The sequence below is a fragment of the Bacillus sp. DWP3-1 genome, from assembly GCF_049896565.1.
Lineage (GTDB): Bacteria > Bacillota > Bacilli > Bacillales > Bacillaceae > Bacillus.
Window position 1 is genome coordinate 92,434 of the sequence record NZ_JAFCUN010000001.1, and the last position, 16,741, is coordinate 109,174.

General features: G+C 40.5%; 15 protein-coding genes. 7 read left to right on the top strand and 8 right to left on the bottom strand.

The features are described 5' to 3' along the window. Positions 1–109 precede the first annotated feature (109 nt). A complete protein-coding gene (locus tag ACP7A0_RS00495; protein ID WP_034662807.1) occupies positions 110–910 on the bottom strand; it encodes a CAP domain-containing protein in 801 nt (266 codons plus the stop codon). A gap of 336 nt (positions 911–1,246) precedes the next feature. Here ACP7A0_RS00495 and ACP7A0_RS00500 point away from each other — a divergent pair, with 336 nt between their 5' ends. Both ACP7A0_RS00500 and ACP7A0_RS00505 read left to right on the top strand, forming a co-directional pair. Further along, positions 1,247–3,373: a peptidoglycan D,D-transpeptidase FtsI family protein gene (locus ACP7A0_RS00500; RefSeq protein ID WP_334748849.1), complete on the top strand. Its 2,127-nt coding sequence runs from the start codon at positions 1,247–1,249 to the stop codon at positions 3,371–3,373. Positions 3,374–3,528: 155 nt separating this feature from the next. Further along, positions 3,529–5,358: a PAS domain-containing protein gene (locus tag ACP7A0_RS00505; protein ID WP_340972562.1), complete on the top strand. Its 1,830-nt coding sequence runs from the start codon at positions 3,529–3,531 to the stop codon at positions 5,356–5,358. A gap of 25 nt (positions 5,359–5,383) precedes the next feature. On the opposite strand, the gene ACP7A0_RS00510 is transcribed toward ACP7A0_RS00505, so the two are convergent. Continuing rightward, the gene (locus tag ACP7A0_RS00510) at positions 5,384–6,553 is read right to left on the bottom strand and encodes an aminotransferase A (RefSeq protein WP_375567346.1); all 1,170 of its coding nucleotides are present in this window, start codon (positions 6,551–6,553) and stop codon (positions 5,384–5,386) included. A gap of 292 nt (positions 6,554–6,845) precedes the next feature. Here ACP7A0_RS00510 and ACP7A0_RS00515 point away from each other — a divergent pair, with 292 nt between their 5' ends. Further along, the gene (locus ACP7A0_RS00515; protein WP_106036745.1) at positions 6,846–7,730 is read left to right on the top strand and encodes a cation diffusion facilitator family transporter; all 885 of its coding nucleotides are present in this window, start codon (positions 6,846–6,848) and stop codon (positions 7,728–7,730) included. A gap of 62 nt (positions 7,731–7,792) precedes the next feature. Here the strand turns inward: ACP7A0_RS00515 and ACP7A0_RS00520 are convergent, their stop codons facing one another. Continuing rightward, positions 7,793–7,945 carry a hypothetical protein gene (locus ACP7A0_RS00520; protein WP_162839369.1) on the bottom strand — a complete coding sequence of 51 codons (153 nt, stop codon included), beginning with the start codon at positions 7,943–7,945 and terminating at the stop codon, positions 7,793–7,795. Between the two features lie 301 nt (positions 7,946–8,246). Here ACP7A0_RS00520 and ACP7A0_RS00525 point away from each other — a divergent pair, with 301 nt between their 5' ends. From ACP7A0_RS00525 to ACP7A0_RS00535, 3 genes are all read left to right on the top strand, one after another. Beyond that, entirely contained in the window at positions 8,247–8,786 is a 540-nt protein-coding gene (locus ACP7A0_RS00525) for an RDD family protein (protein ID WP_375567349.1), read from the top strand. Between the two features lie 125 nt (positions 8,787–8,911). After that, the gene (locus ACP7A0_RS00530) at positions 8,912–10,222 is read left to right on the top strand and encodes an MFS transporter (RefSeq protein ID WP_426003933.1); all 1,311 of its coding nucleotides are present in this window, start codon (positions 8,912–8,914) and stop codon (positions 10,220–10,222) included. Positions 10,223–10,295: 73 nt separating this feature from the next. Beyond that, on the top strand, positions 10,296–11,204 hold the full coding sequence (locus ACP7A0_RS00535; RefSeq protein ID WP_034662787.1) for a chemotaxis protein: 909 nt from the start codon (positions 10,296–10,298) through the stop codon (positions 11,202–11,204). A gap of 34 nt (positions 11,205–11,238) precedes the next feature. Here the strand turns inward: ACP7A0_RS00535 and ACP7A0_RS00540 are convergent, their stop codons facing one another. From ACP7A0_RS00540 to ACP7A0_RS00560, 5 genes are all read right to left on the bottom strand, one after another. Then, positions 11,239–11,700 carry a YkyB family protein gene (locus ACP7A0_RS00540; RefSeq protein ID WP_012009774.1) on the bottom strand — a complete coding sequence of 154 codons (462 nt, stop codon included), beginning with the start codon at positions 11,698–11,700 and terminating at the stop codon, positions 11,239–11,241. A gap of 717 nt (positions 11,701–12,417) precedes the next feature. After that, positions 12,418–12,633: a hypothetical protein gene (locus ACP7A0_RS00545; RefSeq protein WP_003211341.1), complete on the bottom strand. Its 216-nt coding sequence runs from the start codon at positions 12,631–12,633 to the stop codon at positions 12,418–12,420. Positions 12,634–12,953: 320 nt separating this feature from the next. Next, the gene (locus ACP7A0_RS00550) at positions 12,954–14,231 is read right to left on the bottom strand and encodes an MFS transporter (protein ID WP_034662784.1); all 1,278 of its coding nucleotides are present in this window, start codon (positions 14,229–14,231) and stop codon (positions 12,954–12,956) included. Between the two features lie 73 nt (positions 14,232–14,304). Then, positions 14,305–14,802 carry a L,D-transpeptidase family protein gene (locus ACP7A0_RS00555; RefSeq protein WP_060596140.1) on the bottom strand — a complete coding sequence of 166 codons (498 nt, stop codon included), beginning with the start codon at positions 14,800–14,802 and terminating at the stop codon, positions 14,305–14,307. 156 nt (positions 14,803–14,958) lie between these two features. Then, positions 14,959–15,816, bottom strand: a complete 858-nt coding sequence (locus ACP7A0_RS00560) for a metallophosphoesterase (protein ID WP_060596141.1) — start codon at positions 15,814–15,816, stop codon at positions 14,959–14,961. Positions 15,817–15,953: 137 nt separating this feature from the next. Here ACP7A0_RS00560 and fadH point away from each other — a divergent pair, with 137 nt between their 5' ends. After that, positions 15,954–16,718, top strand: coding sequence for a 2,4-dienoyl-CoA reductase (fadH, locus tag ACP7A0_RS00565; protein WP_426003937.1), 765 nt, complete (start codon positions 15,954–15,956; stop codon positions 16,716–16,718). Positions 16,719–16,741 lie beyond the last annotated feature (23 nt).

The following is a 16,741-nucleotide window of genomic DNA, read 5'->3' on the forward strand; positions in this document are numbered from 1 at the left end:
AAGGTTTTCTATCACGCTGAAAAGAAGACAAAAGGCTAAAATGAAGATCATTTTAGCCCTTTGTCAACAATCTGGCCTGTCCCACTTAGGGACAGGTTTTTTAGATATCTTATTTTCCGATGAATTGCTGCGTCCAGTAGTTGCCAGATTTCACATAACCAACACCGATATGTGTATAGTTTTTGTTTAAGATATTGGCTCTGTGGCCTTCACTGTTCATCCATGCAGTCACAACTTCTTGAGGAGATCTTTGACCTTGGGCAATGTTTTCACCTGCTGTTTTGTAAGTGATACCGAATTGCTTCATTTGATCAAATGGAGATCCGTAAGTTGGGCTTGTATGAGAGAAATAGTTTTTATCTTTCATATCTTGAGATTTTGCGCGAGCAGATTTGCTTAGTTTTGAATCAACAGAAAGTGCTTTTAACCCTTGTTTTGCACGCTCTTTATTTGTAAGCTCAACGACTTCTTTTTCAAATGCATTCAAGCTGCTGTCTGCTTTTGCTGCCGTTGTGTCTTTTTGGTCAGCTTTTGTGTTGTTATTGTTGTTTGTGTTTTGTTTAGCTGGCGTACTTGGTTTAGAAGCAGTTGGTTTTTTCACTGATTCTTGTTTTTGTTCATTTTTTGCTTTGTTTACTTCTTTCACCACTTTTGTGCCAGTAACAGGTTGACCGCTTTTGATCAGCTTGTTTAAAAGAGCTTCGATCTCTTTTTGATTCGACTTGCTTAGCTTGTTTACATCTGAAGAGATATGTAATTTTGCAGCTAATGTATGAAGATCAATGGTTTGATGCTGTACATGTATCACTTGTTTCAGGTTAAGCTCCTTCGCATCAGCTGAATGTCCTCCAGTGAACGTGATGAGTGCAGCAGCCGTTAGCGCTGAAAAAAAGAATGATTTCTTCTTCATATTGTAACTCCTCCTAAAATCTTTGTTTTGTTTTCTCACAGAAAATCATAACATGGACTTTTTGTTATAAACGTACCAGCATCCTCCATTGACAATGCCTGTTTGTCATTTTTGTTAAAGTCATAAAAAAATCCGCCTCATATCAAAGGATAGGGAATTCTTCCATTTAAAGAAAACGACATAAACATACCAATATTTTAAAGTGTTAGTATATTTTTTTGCATAATAGGGATTGACAGCTTTTTTTCACTTGTTTCACTGTAACAACTATTACAAAAGTGTTACAATAATGAGTGGTAATTGTAAAAGATTGAAAGGATGAGAGGAGCTACATAAGTGGGAGAGAAACAGCATCAAGGTGGTGCCGAGCAGAAAAAAATCAAGCGCCGGAACGCCTGGAGGATTAATCTCTTTTTCTTCGCTGTCTTTAGTTTATTTGCTGGACTTGTGATCAAGCTTGGTGTGCTGCAGATCGTCAATGGTGAGGATTATAAAAAGCAAGCAAACCGAACAGAGGTCAAAACAGCATCATACCCGTCCCCAAGAGGAAAAATGTATGACGCGAGAGGAAGAGTCGTCGTTGATAACGAAAGTGTACCTGCCATCGTTTATACATCAGAAAGCGGTGTGAAGGCGAAGGATAAGATTAAAGTAGCAAGAAAACTTGCGACTTATATAAAAATGGATACTGATTTTTTGAGAGAGCGTGACATTCGAGATTTTTGGCTGGCAAGCCATCCGAAAGAAGCGGATAAGCTCATTTCAAAAGCAGAGCAAAAGAATCTTAAAGCAAAAGATGTCTATCCGCTTCAAGTAGAGCGTGTGCCTAAGGAAGAGGTCAAGGCGATCGAAAAAAATGCAGAGGAAAAAGCAGTTGCAGCGATCTATCGTAGATTTACAGGCGGATATGCCTTTGAGCCTCAAATTGTGAAAGCAATGGACCCGAACGAAGAGAAAAAAGGGGACGAAAAAGTGGCTTTGCTTGATGAAACAAAAGAATCCAAGCAGACGTCATCCGTGAGTTTGACCTATGAAGAGATTTCACTTGTGTCAGAGCATCTGGATGAACTGCATGGTGTAAATGTCATCAATGATTGGACAAGAAAATATCCGTATGAAAAGACCCTTTATAATGTACTTGGCGGTGTGACCACACCAGAGCAAGGCATTATAAAAGAGCGTGAAGATTACTATATGGCAAGAGGCTACTCGCGAAATGACCGGGTAGGGAAGAGCTATTTAGAGTATCAATACGAAGATTTTCTGAATCCAGAGAAAGCGACTGTTCAATATACACAGGTTGGCGGGAAGCTGCTCGATGAAATCAAACGGACAGAGGGGCGAAGAGGACTTGATCTTGCACTGACATTTGATATGGAGCTGCAAAAGGAAGTCGACAAGATCGTCGAATCAGAGCTTAGATCCGCTAGTGCGAGAAACTATATGATGGACCGCGCATTTGTCGTGATGATGGACCCTAACACTGGGGATGTTCTCGCAATGTCTGGCAAGAAAATGGATGGCAGAGACGTCACAGATTATGCCATCGGAACATTTACGACCCAGTACGAAATGGGCTCTGTTGTCAAAGGAGCCACAGTACTTGGCGGTTATCAGGACGGGATGTCACACAACCAATCCTATATGGATACACCGCTTTATTTTGCAGGAAGTAATGGAAAGGCGAAACAGTCTTACAAAGTTCTTGGATGGGTCAATGACCTTCAGGCTCTCCAAAAAAGTTCCAACGTCTACATGTTCCAAGTAGCGATGAGAATGGCGGGCATCACCTATCAAAAGGATGGGCCGTTACCGGCAAGACCTGAGCACCTGCAAAAAATGAGAAACTACTATGCGCAATTCGGTCTTGGCGTGAAAACAGGGATCGATTTGCCGCAGGAATCAAGCGGGATGCAGACACATCCTAAGACGGTCGGCGGACTCTTGCTTGATGAAGCAATTGGGCAGTATGACACGTATACACCGCTTCAAGTTGCCCAGTATATGTCAACGATCGCTAATGGAGGAAATCGCGTTCAGCCAAGAGTGGTGAAAAGCGTTCACCTTCCAACGAAGAAGGATGAAGTAGGCCCAGTCGTGAAAAAATATGAGCCGAAGGTGCTGAACACGATTAACAACTCGAAAGCAGATATTGACCGCGTCAAAATGGGGCTGAAAATGGTCACATCGACTGGCGGTACTGCCGCTGGCCGCTTTGGTCAGCATGATGTCGCAGGAAAAACAGGGACGGCCCAAACCTTTTACTATGGTGCCAACCGCAGCTGGTGGGGAAATCCCACGTACAATTTAACCTTTGGGGGATATTATCCATCGTCCAATCCGAAGGTGGCTTTTAGTGTCGTGACACCTTATGTCTCAGATAAAGACCCTGTCATTAAAACCATCCCAAGTAAGATTATTGATAAGTACGTTGAATTACAAAAGAAATACGAAAAGCAGTAAACATCAGAGAGCACAGCAAGTGAATGTGCTCTTTTTTGCTGAAAAGATGGACGTTTCCCTCGATGACGGAAGGAAAATACGGGTTTTCTAGCGAATCTTTTTTATACATCAATCTAAGGACAACCCTAAAAAATGAAAAGGAGGGTCGGACGACGATGGAACAAAAAATGAAAGATTCGAATCAGCTTTATTCGAATATCGATTTACATGCCGTTCTTTCTTCTAATGGCCGCTTTCTCTACATTTCTTCTAACTGTAAGCAGCTTTTGCTCTATGAACAAAAGGATTTACTAGGGTGTTTTTTGAAAGACTTTGTTCATACCGAAGATCAATTTCTCGTCGAAAGTTATTTCTACAATCAGCACATGCTAGAGATTTGCCACTTTAGACTGCTTAGAAGTGACCTAACAGCTGTATGGATTGAAGCTAGTATTGATTTTGTCGCTTGTGATGAGTTAGACAGTGAATTAAGTAGAGAAATGATCCTAAAAATGAGGGTGCTGGACGCTGAACCGCAAAAAGCAGCATTTCAAACAACATCAGAAGTGTCAGAACAGTCGTTAGGCAGTCTGCCGGCTTTCCAACATGTCAGTGAAGCTGAACAATTGATTGCCATGCTGCCAAATCCGTTATGTATTACGATTTTAGGGGAAATTGTTTATGCGAATGATGCGATGCTTCAATTAATGGGGGTATGTACAAGAGATGACATGATCGGCAAAACTGCATTTGACTTTATTGCTGAGGAGTACCATGACATTGTGAGAAGCCGAATTACAAGGCTGCAACAAGGTCTTCCAGTCGGAATGATTGAACAGATTTGGAAGCGGAAAGATGGAAGCAGCATTCATATCGAAGTGAAGTCATCACCAACGATCTATCAAAATCAGCGGGCAGAGCTTTTGCTGTTAGTAGACATCTCATCCCGTAAGAAATTCCAAACCGTTCTGCAAAAAAGCCGGGAGCGGTATCAGCTGCTCATCCAAAACTCCATTGATACGATTGCGGTCATTCACGATCACAAATGGGTGTTTATGAATGAATCAGGCATTAAATTATTTGAAGCCGAGCATTACGATAAATTAATAGGAAAGGATATTTTCCACCAGATCCATTCCTGTGACCAGCAAAAAGTCAAAAAGAGCTTGTCGCGTATTATTGAAAGAGCATCAGATTCCGAGATTGTCACGATGAGCTGTCATACGTTTAAACACAAGCTGATTTATACAGAAATGGTGTGTATCCCAACTACGTTTTTTGGAGAAACAGCCGTTCAAATTATTTTAAGAGATATATCCGAACGCAAGCAGACAGAAGAGCTCATGCTCCGGTCTGAAAAATTATCGATCGCAGGTCAATTGGCTGCTGGCATCGCACATGAAATCAGGAACCCATTGACCGCCATCAAAGGCTTTTTACAGCTCATTAAACCGAAAACAAAAGATCGGGATCAATATTTCGAGATTGTTTTTTCCGAGCTGAGCCGGATAGAAATTATTTTAAGCGAGCTGCTCATGCTGGCAAAACCGCAGCAAACGGCTTCGATGCAGACACTTGATTTGAAAAAAATCATCAGTGAAGTCACGGCTTTATTAGAAACACAAGCGAACTTAAATGGCATTTTAATGAACACAAGTGAAATAGAAGAGGATCTCCTGATGAACGGGGATCAAAATCAGCTCAAGCAGGTGTTTATCAATTTAATCAAAAATGCCGTCGAATCCATGCCGGACGGAGGAAAGGTAGACATCACGGCCAAAGCAGAAAGAGATGGGATTCTCGTCACCATTCGTGATGAAGGGGTCGGCATTCCTGAATCGGTCATGAAGCGAATAGGAGAGCCCTTTTTAACGACAAAGGAAAAAGGCACTGGACTTGGCCTCATGGTGACATTTAATATTTTAGAAAATCACAACGGGACGATCCGTGTGGATAGTCATCCCGAAAAGGGCACCGTATTTCACATCATGTTTCCTGCAAAATAAAAACAACGGCAAGAGAGCCGTTGTTTCAGTCTGTTAAATGAATGGAACGTTTTTCAAGGACGAATTGTTCTAGGCGGTCAAGTCCTTCTTTCAGTGTTTCAAGTGAATAAGCATAGGACAGACGCACATACCCTTCGCCGAGCGGAGAGAAAGCAGACCCTGGTACAACAGCAAGTCTTGTACTTTCTAACAGCTCCATACAAAAATCAAAGGAACTCATCCCAAACGATTCAATGGATGGAAAAATATAAAAAGCGCCAGAAGGCTTAATGACCGGAAGCCCCATAGAAATGAGCCGATCATATACATAATCGAGTCTTTTCTTATATTGCTCTCTCATGATGAGTGCATCATCCACACCATTTGTCACAGCTTCAAGTGCCGCCTTTTGTGAGACAGCCGAGGCACAAGACACGTTATATTGATGTACTTTTAATACATGTTTAGCAATTGGAGCTGAAGCAAATAAAAAGCCAATTCTCCAACCGGTCATGCTATGAGATTTAGACAGTCCGTTAATCACAATGGTCTGTTCCTTTAAGAAAGAGGCAATTGAATGATGCGGCCGGTCAAAGGTCAGCTCGCTATAGATTTCATCGGATAAAATAAAGAGGTCTTTTCCTTCAAGGAGCTGGGCAATCTCTTTCAATTCTTCTTCCGAAAGCGTGACACCAGTTGGGTTCGAAGGATAAGGAAGCACAACACACTTTGTCTTTTCCGTTAATGCATCCTCAATCAGCTTGGCATTTAATTTAAAGCCAGCATTCGTTGTGTCGATATGTACAGGCTTCCCGCCACACATTCGAATGATCGGTTCATAGCCAGGGTAGACAGGTCCAGGTAAAATGACCTCGTCACCCTCTGACAAAATGGTTCGAAACGCAGCATCAATCGCTTGACTTGCACCTGTCGTCACAATGATTTCTGACTCTGCATCATAATCAAGATGGACTTTCTTCTTGATGTAGTGCTGGATCGCTTGTCTTAGCTCTAGGAAACCAGCATTATGAGTGTACGAGGTGAAATTCTCGTCAATGGCTGCTTTGGCAGCTGTTTTGACATGATGCGGCGTATAAAAATCGGGCTGGCCTATCGTCAAAGAAACGACATCCTCATATGACGATACGAGATTTGAAAATGTTCGAATGCCTGAAATTTCAATATCCTTTACTCTTGGATTCAGCAAATGCTCCATTTCTCATCACCTTAAAAATTTATGTTTTTATCCTATTTTACCATTCACTGCATAAATGTCACCCGCGAAAGGCACTGGATATCATTATCTGTAGTCTATTCTCCTATTCATCACAGCATGAGTGATATATTGAAGAAAGAGCAACATTTATTATAGCGTAACCTCACGAGAAAATACAGGCTGCGGTGAACAGGATTAGAAAACGTCACAACTGTGTAAACTGAAAGAACGTGAGAATCAGGTCATGGGAATTGCTTTCATAGACATACGATCTCCTAAAGGAGGACGATAGATGGAACAATCAGCGAAGACATCGAAAATCGCGTTTCTATCCGTGATGAGTAACACATTTGTTGTCATCTTAAAAATCATTGTGGGGCTGTTGACTGGATCTGTTGCGGTTTTATCAGAAGCCATTCATTCTTTTCTCGATTTAATGGCATCTTTTATTGCATTTATTTCTGTTCGTATTTCAAGAAAGCCAGCAGATTCTAAACATCCTTATGGACATGGAAAAGTCGAAAATATTTCAGGAACGATTGAGACCTTGCTGATTTTCGTTGCCGGCATTTGGATCATATACGAATGTGTTCACAAATTAATGCACCCAGAGCCAGTCAAGCTGCCTGTGCTTGGCATTGTGGTGATGCTGACAGGCGCGCTCATCAATTTTATCGTATCGAAGGTTGTGAACAAAGAGGCGGAGCGAGTGCATTCTGTTGCCATGAAATCGAATGCATTGCACCTGTTAACAGATGTGTATACGTCACTAGGGGTGGCATTCAGTTTATTGCTTGTAGCATTAACCGATTGGTATTTCTTAGATCCGATCATTGGAATGATACTCGCTCTCTTTATTATGCGTGAAGCATTTAAACTCATGAAAGAAGCCTTCCCGCCGCTTGTAGACGCCCGGCTAACACCCGAGGAAGAACAATCGATAGAAGCAATCATTCAAGGATTCAGTCAAGAGTTCATCGAATATCATGACTTTCGAACAAGACGATCCGGAGCAGAGGAATATATTGATTTCCATTTAATTGTAGATGGCAAGACAACCATTGAAGATGTTCATCAATTATGTGATCGAATTGAAGAGAAGATTCAGCAAGAATTTCCGCATGCACAAATCTTTATTCATGTAGAGCCTGAAAGTGAAAGAACATCACAAACGTAAAAAAGGCGATCAACCAACTTAGGTTGTATCGCCTTTTTTTACGCTTCATCTATGAAATGAAATCAATATCCATAAGCAGTATCGTAATCTTCATACCAAGAGATATAAGCTGCGTCATCATTTGACAAATCATGCTTCATGTCCAAAAAATCAGCTTCGCAAATATCTTCAATTACAGTCATTTCGTTGTTCTTTAATAGTACGACAGTTCCCATCATGAACACCTTTCTTTAAAAAATCCTTGACTATTGTACCATGTGAAGAGCGGTTGTCAACAGCAGAATGGAAACAAGACGAAAATATCACAAAATGTTAAAAAATCAGGAGGTAAAAGAACTAGAAGTGCCATGATTTTCACAAATTTTCAGTATTTATTCACATAAAACATTAAGAACAAACTGATCTAAAATATATGTAAAAGTGTACAGCTCCATTGATCTTACTATATTCATAAGATATAATAACGAATGATTATAAGAAATTTATAGAAAACATACATAATAAAGGAGAAATAGGATGGAAACAAACATAACAGAACCACACATTCAAGAAAAGAAGTATCCTGAGCTAGCAGGCGTGGGCTACCGCTTTCTTGCCCACCTTTTGGACGGCGTCATTATCAGTGTTCCTTATGCCTTCATCATGTTTATTTTGTTCACACTCTTTTTTGTCTCAAGCCCAGAGGCAGCATTTATGCTAGAGGATGACAGCTATTACTATTCCACAACCGTCATGACGGATGAAGAATGGGCTGTCATTATGGGACTTATCTTTTTCTACGTAGCATCGATCTTAATCGGTATCGTGTTGACATGGCTTTATTACGCTATTATGGAAGCATCAAAACTGCAAGGAACTCTTGGTAAGATGGCTCTTGGGATCAAAGTGACAAAAGTAACGGGCGAAAAAATAACATTCGGACGAGCAACTGGCCGCTTTTTTGCAAAAGTCTTTTTGTCTCCAATCTTATGTATTGGGTACATCATTGCCTTTTTCACAGAGAAAAAACAAGCGCTTCACGATTTAATTGCAAGTACGATTGTTGTGAAGAAATAAAGAAAAAAAGCACCTCTGCTAAATAGTAAGGGGTGCTTTTTGTATAGATTGCTTGTATGGAAGAGGGAAGCATGACATAAAATAGAATGATAGTGAAAAATCAGGCAGGGAAGGGAGACAAACGATTGAGAACAGGAAAAAAGACCATGCAGAAAAAAGGGGCAGGCTTCGGGTTGTTTTTGACAGCACCCGTTTTGGCCTGGGCATTGTATGACTTTGCAAATACGATATTTTCATCCAATATGATCACCATTTTCTTCCCGTTCTACTTGCAGGAAACGATTGGAGACAGTGCGAGAATGGATCAGATCGCCAGTACGTTTATTTCTTATGCAAACGCACTAGCCAGCATTTTTCTCGTCATTTTTACACCATTATACGGGGTTCTGATCGATCGTACAGGAAAAAAGAAGCGCTACATCACAGTGTTTACTTTAATATGTATATCTTGTACGTTTTTGATGGGGATCTTTGCTGGAATTGATTTCTCAAGCGAATGGTTTGGGCTGCCTGTCTCCTTATTAGTAGTGGTCACCTTGTTTGTGATCGCAAAATTTTTCTATCACTCGAGCCTAGTGTTTTATGACACCATTCTGCCCGATCTTGGGACAAAGGATGAAATACCGCTTATTTCTGGGTTTGGCATTGCCGTTGGTTATTTAGGGACACTTGTCGGTCTCTCAGTTTATTTACTTGTTGGCAATGACCAATTTCATGAAGCATTTATTCCGACAGCGCTTTTATTCTTTCTCTTTTTCCTGCCCTTTCTCTTTTTTGTAAAAGACCCTCATCCGCTGCCGCAGCAAGAGAAAAAGGCGTCATTTTTCAGCGGGTATAAAGAAATTATTCGCACGTTTAAAGAGATGAAGCAATTCAAACCGGCTTTTATCTTTATGATTGCTTTCTTTTTTATGAATGATGCCTTACAGACAGCGATTGCGATGATGGCTGTTTATGCCAAAATCATCATTGGCTTTACCGCTGGGCAATTTATTCTGCTTTATCTGGTGTCGACCATTTCAAGTATCATTGGCTCCTTTCTATTTGGATATATCACAAAGGCGATTGGGGCAAAGCGCTCGATTACAGTCGTGTATGTGATTTTGATCGTGGCCCTGATTTTGGCTGTGACAGCCACAACGGAATGGGTTTTCTGGGTGGCCGGCAGTTTATTCGGAATTTCACTCGGCGCAAGCTGGGGGGCATCACGAATATTGATAATTGAGCTGACACCTAAGGAAAAGAGAGGACAGTTCTTTGGTCTCTTTGCATTCTCAGGGAAGGTGTCTTCAATTATTGGACCCATCATTTATGGCTCAGTCACTCTGCTGTTTGCAGAGCACGGAAATCTCGCAAGCCGCCTTGCACTAGGGTCTTTACTCATTCTTGCAGCGATAGGACTTGTGATTCATCAATTCGTACGAGAGAAAGCGTAAAGAAACGTCAACTTTTTACCTATGCTGCCGATATAAAAAGTACAATCTTATATTGAAGAATAGAGGGATTTCCGTGGCTTTAAACAAACAAGAAATTTTACTTGACTCTGGTACCAATGAATTGGAAATTGTGAAGTTTGAAATTGGTTCAAATCAATTCGGCATTAACGTCATGAAAGTAAGAGAAATCATTCAGCCGGTTGAGGTGACGGTTGTACCGCACTCTCATCAAGATGTAGAAGGGATGATTAGTTTACGAGGCGAGATTTTACCAGTCATCAATCTATTTTCCTTTTTTAATGTCGAGTCAGATCAGTCAGAACAAGAGAAATATATTGTGACTGAATTCAACCAACGGAAATTTGTGTTCCATACAGGAACGGTATCACAAATTCACCGCGTCAGCTGGGAAGAAATTGAAAAGCCAACTGCACTCAATCAAGGGATGGACCGTCATTTAACGGGCATCATTAAGCTTGATGAAAAAATGATTTTCCTTCCAGATTACGAGAAAATCATTTATGATATTGAATCCGCTTCTGGAGTAGAAACGTATCATATGTTTGACGGTGAGAAAGACGAGAGAAGAACAGGGAAGAAGCTTTATGTCGTTGAAGACTCTCCGCTTCTCATGCGTTTATTAACAAATGAATTAACCGAAGCAGGCTATAAAAACATTGTGACCTTTGAAGATGGCAAACAGGCATATGACCACGTCATGGACCTTGTCAGTAAAGGAATCAGTGTGACAGAAGAAATTGATATGATTATTACGGATATTGAAATGCCAAAAATGGATGGTCACCGATTAACGAAACTGTTGAAGGAAAATCCTTTAACGAGTTCCATACCGATTCTCATCTTCTCTTCGTTAATCACTGAAGATTTGCGCCATAAAGGGGAAACAATCGGTGCAGATGATCAAATTAGTAAACCAGAAATTCATCAGCTGATTGAAAAAGTCGATCACTTTATTATCTAAACAAAAAACCACTCGGCATGAGTGGTTTTTTTGTTTAAAAATAACTTTCCCCGAGTCGTTTGAAGACGGGCTTTGTGTAATGTGATTTTTGTTTTGTGGCGGTAGGTTTTTCTTTTAAACCGACATACGTTTGAAGTAGTTGCTTTGCTCGGTTTAATGACATATTCGCTTTCGGATTGCGATATGATTGATTTAAATTTCCTAAGTGTGGCAAAAATTCGAAGTCTTCTTTGGTTGGTGGCAGGTGAAAATAATAATCTCCAATTTCAATCAGCACGTCGGACTGTTGTTGACTATATTTGGGATTGTTAGAGAAATGTAGGCCCACTTTTCTTCCTTTACCTTCTTGCAATAGTTTTTGCAGCGCACGTTTTTTCAAAAGATAAAGAAACTTGGGGTTTGGTGCGGTTTTAGCATGGCGGTTAACAGTATAAATGGCTTTTGCGATGTTTTCTGCTGTAGGTTCTATGTCTTTAGTATGAGCATAATCGTCCATTTTTTCTCTCCTTTGTCTTTCGTCTTCCTGTGCTTAGTATAAATTATACGTTTTTATTAGTAAATTGCAAATAGAGTTATTGTAAAAGCGATAGGATTCATAGCCCTCTTATCTACAATAGCCATTCAGGAGGGTTCTAAAACGTGGTTGAATATAAAAATGGCAGAATGATCAGCAAAGACACAGCATCTATTCACTATGATTTTTCTTCTATCTGTTTCAGGTGGAAAGAATGCGGCGCATTTCATTTTCTATATGCTAAAGGTGTTGTATATTCATTCTTTTAAGCATAGTTGAAGCTGCTTTGGTAAGCAATTTCTGTATTGAAGTCCGTTTTTTGAAGCAGGATGAGGCTTTGTTGAACTTTCACATAATGAGGAGGTAACTTCTATAAACTTCTTTAATTGAAGGATCTGCAGCATTCAGAGCGGTTTAGCTGACCAGCATGAGGGATATCTTGAAGTAGCATCTTTTCGATAATGTTGGCAAATCCATTGCTGACGGTGTCATTGGTGGGCAAAGGAGAAGAGACGTTCATTGCAAGAAGGGCAGAAGAATTGACTGAATGAAATATATATGAAGTGAACTATTAGTTCATGATAACTACCTATTTAAATAAATGGGTAGTTTCTCAATTTGGATTCATTTTTACATATTGCGTCTGAAACTTTACCATATGCCTGACAACATGTCGAACTTATGGTTTAACAACATGGTCTATTTCTTATGACTTGAATAAGCGCAATAGAAGCAACCATTAAAATCAGTTTCATTCGTCATTTGTTTAGCTTCATCAATGGCGCTCTCGCCACTCATGTGCAGACCAATCAATTTACGGCTTGCAGCATCACCTAAAAATGCACAATCTTCTGTATGTACAACATACTGTCCTTGATCATCTTTTGTATGAATAAAATAATAACTTTTTAGCATACCCCTCACCTCCAACCTGACTATCCTACTATAAAACTTCCAAAGATGTAAAGAAATTTTATAAAAATTTTTGCAATTTTATACACGTTCCTGTTTTTTGAAAAAAAGAAATAAAGGCTAAATAATGAAAGGGATTGATAGAATGGATGTAAGAGGTAAAAGTTAAAAAAGAAGAATGGATCGATTGAAGGGTATGTTGACTCCTCTATTGGTTGATGTTGCTTCAAATAGCTTCAATCAACAGAGTAAATAACGTCGTAGGGCGTTTCAGCTATGAAAAAAAGGACTTCCTTTTAAAGAAAGCCCTTTTTCCTGTTCAATTATTGCGCTCCCTGGCCTTTTAGTTCTCGCTGCACGTCTAAGTCGGCAGCTTCTCTGCTGAACTTCGGCAGTGTAATGAAGTAAAAAAGGAAAACGAGTAAAATAATAACGCCCATTCCGTAATAAATATAAGAAACGTTTGTAATGAGTTTTGGAAATAGTACCGCAATCAGACCTAATGTCATGGATTGAGCAAACATGGTAAGTGGATCAACCCATCCTGACACACGTCCCATCAGACGAGGATGGACGATTCTCGGCAGCCAGCCGCCAATGACAATGTTGACCGGTCCAATACATGTACCAATGACAAATGATGTGACATAAAACAACCATAGTGTATGGGTGGAACCAAGTACAAAAATCAGAATGCCTGCAACCAAAATCGGAAGCGACATGAGATATTGCATCTTTACTTTTTTAGCGAGAACAGAGCCCATTAAGCTGCCAACAAGTAGACCGGCACCGATCGCGATTGTAAAGAAGGATGTATGCAGTTCAAAATGGTCCGGTGAAAGGCCATATTTCATTGTAAACATTGGAAGTACAGCAAATGCGCCATTGACTAGACCAAAAACAAAAAAGCCAAAAATTAAAGAAGCCAATAATTTATTTTTTATAATGTAAAGAATGCCTTCTTTAAAATCTTTTAGAGACGTTTTAATGGTCATGCCTCTCCAGCCTGCTTGTCCATTTGGCTGACGTGCTTCAATTGGAATGTTACATGAACGAATCAGGATGCCTGAAACAATAAAACTGATCAAATCAATGGTAATGGCACCGTGAAGTCCAATTGTCTTATACATAATAGCACCGATTCCAACACCAAATACCATGAATAAACTAAACAGCATTTGATTTAAGCCAGCGGCTTTGGCATATTGATCTTTATTTAAAATCGCCTGAACGAGAGAGGCTTCAGCTGGATAGAAGAACTTCGTAATGGCACTTCGTATAAACAAGATCAAGAAAATAAGTGGAAGTGAATTGAAATAAATCACAATGAATAAAACAATCGTCAGCCCAGCTCGTATCCAATCGCAATTCTCTGCGACTTTTTTACGATCAAAACGATCTGCTACTACACCGACCATAAAAAAGACAAAGATCGTTGGAAGTGAATACATGAGCTCTGCTAATGTGGCATAGGCGGGCTGATGACTAAAATGATCGAGCAAATAAAAGGCAAACGCCATATTGCCTACTGTTGTCCCCATTTGCGAAGCAAGTGCTGCAAAAAAGAGACGAACAAAATTTCTGTTTTTAAAAATATCCATAAATACGCTCCTTAACCTGAAGATCCCACTTTATATCATATAAAATTTTAAGCATTCATACAATTAATTTCTCCTACTGGCTAATGGTCACAGGTGTTCCGTTTGGAACGATTGAAGCAAGTTCGATGACATTCTGATTATACATACGAATGCACCCTCTAGACACAGCTTTACCAATTGAAGACGGGTTATTCGTACCGTGGATGCCGTAATGAATTTTCGATAGGCTCAGCCAATAGGCGCCAAAGGGACCTCCTGGGTTTGGCTGTCTGTTGACAATATAATAAGAACCTGTCGGTGTCATATTTAAAATTCTTCCTGTTGCGATCGGATACGACCGAATAAGCTGTGATCCAGAAAACAATACGAGACGTTTCCTTGAAATCGAAACAGAGATGCGGTAAGGGATCGAACTAGGATCGGGCAGACCAGGAATGATGATGACCTCATTTTGTACAGGCTCTTGACCTTGAAGTGACGGATTTGCAGCCTTTAAAGCATCTGTTGTTGTTCGGAAATCAAGTGCTATAGAAGCAAGGGTTTCTCCATTTTTCACCGTATATCGCAGCACCAAAGGACACTCCTTTCACTCAAATAAAAGAAGCCATGATGTCCGTCACTAGATATATATATGGACGGAATCAGGCGAAGGAAGGTTTCTCCTAACATTTGTCATGAGAAAGATCTTTGATTATACATATGCAAAAAGGAGCAATTTGGCTTCTGTCTAAATGCGAGAGGAGAGGGTGAAAAAGGTTAATTCAGGTTTGGCTAAAAATCGAAGTGGCAGTCTTGTTGTCCCAAGTCCGCGGTTGACATAGATTCGGTGCTGATAACTTCCGTATAAACCTTCCACATATGTATGGCCGTAAGGTGCTGTGAGAATGGGGCCATAGAAAGGAAGCTGCACCTGTCCGCCATGGGTATGTCCAGAAAGCTGCAAGTTAATGGGAGTTGTATTTAACTCCAATGCTGCATCAGGCTCATGTACGAGCAGTAACGTAAATAAATCAGAGGATACTTCCCGCTTAATCAGGTCATAATCCGGCACACTCATCATCAGGTCATCCAATGTAGCAATCTGAATATGCGCCCCTTCTTTTTCTAATTGAAACACATCATTTTTACATATTGTAAAACCGCAAGCTTTCATCGTTTTCTCATAAAGATCAACGCCAAATGGTCCGTAGTCATGATTTCCGCATATTGCGAGCTTACCAAACGGGGCATGGAGCTTGGTCAAATATGCTTTCGCTTTTTCATGCTCTTCAATCGATGCTTGAAAATCAACGAGGTCACCTGTGAACACAATGAGGTCTGGAGACTCAGCGTTGATTTGCTGGACGACGGATTCTAATTCTTTCGCAGGAAATGTATCACTTAAATGAACATCACTAAATTGAGCGATTTTAAACTGGTCAAATGAAGCTGGAAGTTGAGCATCCTGAATGGTCAGTGACACGGTATCGATCATGCGTGGTTCGATGTATCTGGCATATCCGTATCCACATGTTGTAGCTAAAAAACCGAGAATGCTCGCGCCAGCTGCTCCTTTTAAAAACTGTCTCCGAGAAAGTTGCTTCATATAAGACTCCTTTATAAATAAAATTAAGTATAGCATCATATTTGATGAATCTCCCATATGGTGCATCTAGGGTCAATCATGATATGATAGAAAATAATGAATGAATAGTCATTCAAAACCACAGAGGGGGAGAACAAATGACGAAACAAACAGTGATTGTCACAGGGGGATCAAGCGGAATGGGGAAGGCGATGGCTGCCCATTTGGCACACGGAGGCTGGAATGTCGTGATTACTGGAAGAACGGAAGAAACGTTAGAAAAGGCGGCAAATGAAATAAAGCAGAATGGCGGCTCGATCGCTTACTTCCAAATGGATGTGCGAAATCCAGAGGATGCCGATCAAATGGTCAAGTTTGCGGTAGATACATTTGGTGATGTGGACGCTCTGATTAACAATGCTGCAGGAAACTTTTTGGTTCCAGCAGAAAAACTGTCTCCTAACGGCTGGAAGGCTGTCATAGATATTGTATTAAATGGAACATTTTTTTGCAGTCATGCAGTGGGCAATTACTGGATTCGTCAAAAGAAAAGGGGAAGTATGATCAATATGGTGGCTACCTATGCATGGGGTGCTGGTGTAGGTGTGGCGCATTCAGCGGCAGCAAAGGCAGGTGTTTTATCTCTCACTCGAACGCTTGCAGTGGAATGGGGAAAGCAATATCGAATTCGCGTCAATGCCATCGCACCAGGACCAATCGAGAGAACAGGCGGTGCGGATAAACTGTGGGAATCGGAAGAGGCAGCGCAAAGAACATTAGATAGTGTTCCTCTTTGCAGACTGGGCACACCAGAGGAAATTGCAGAGCTTGCGAGCTTTTTATTATCTGAGCAAGCCTCATATATAAATGGAGATTGTATCACGATGGATGGGGGTCAATGGCTCAACCAATCCCCATTTTGAATGACGATGTAAGACCTGCTTTT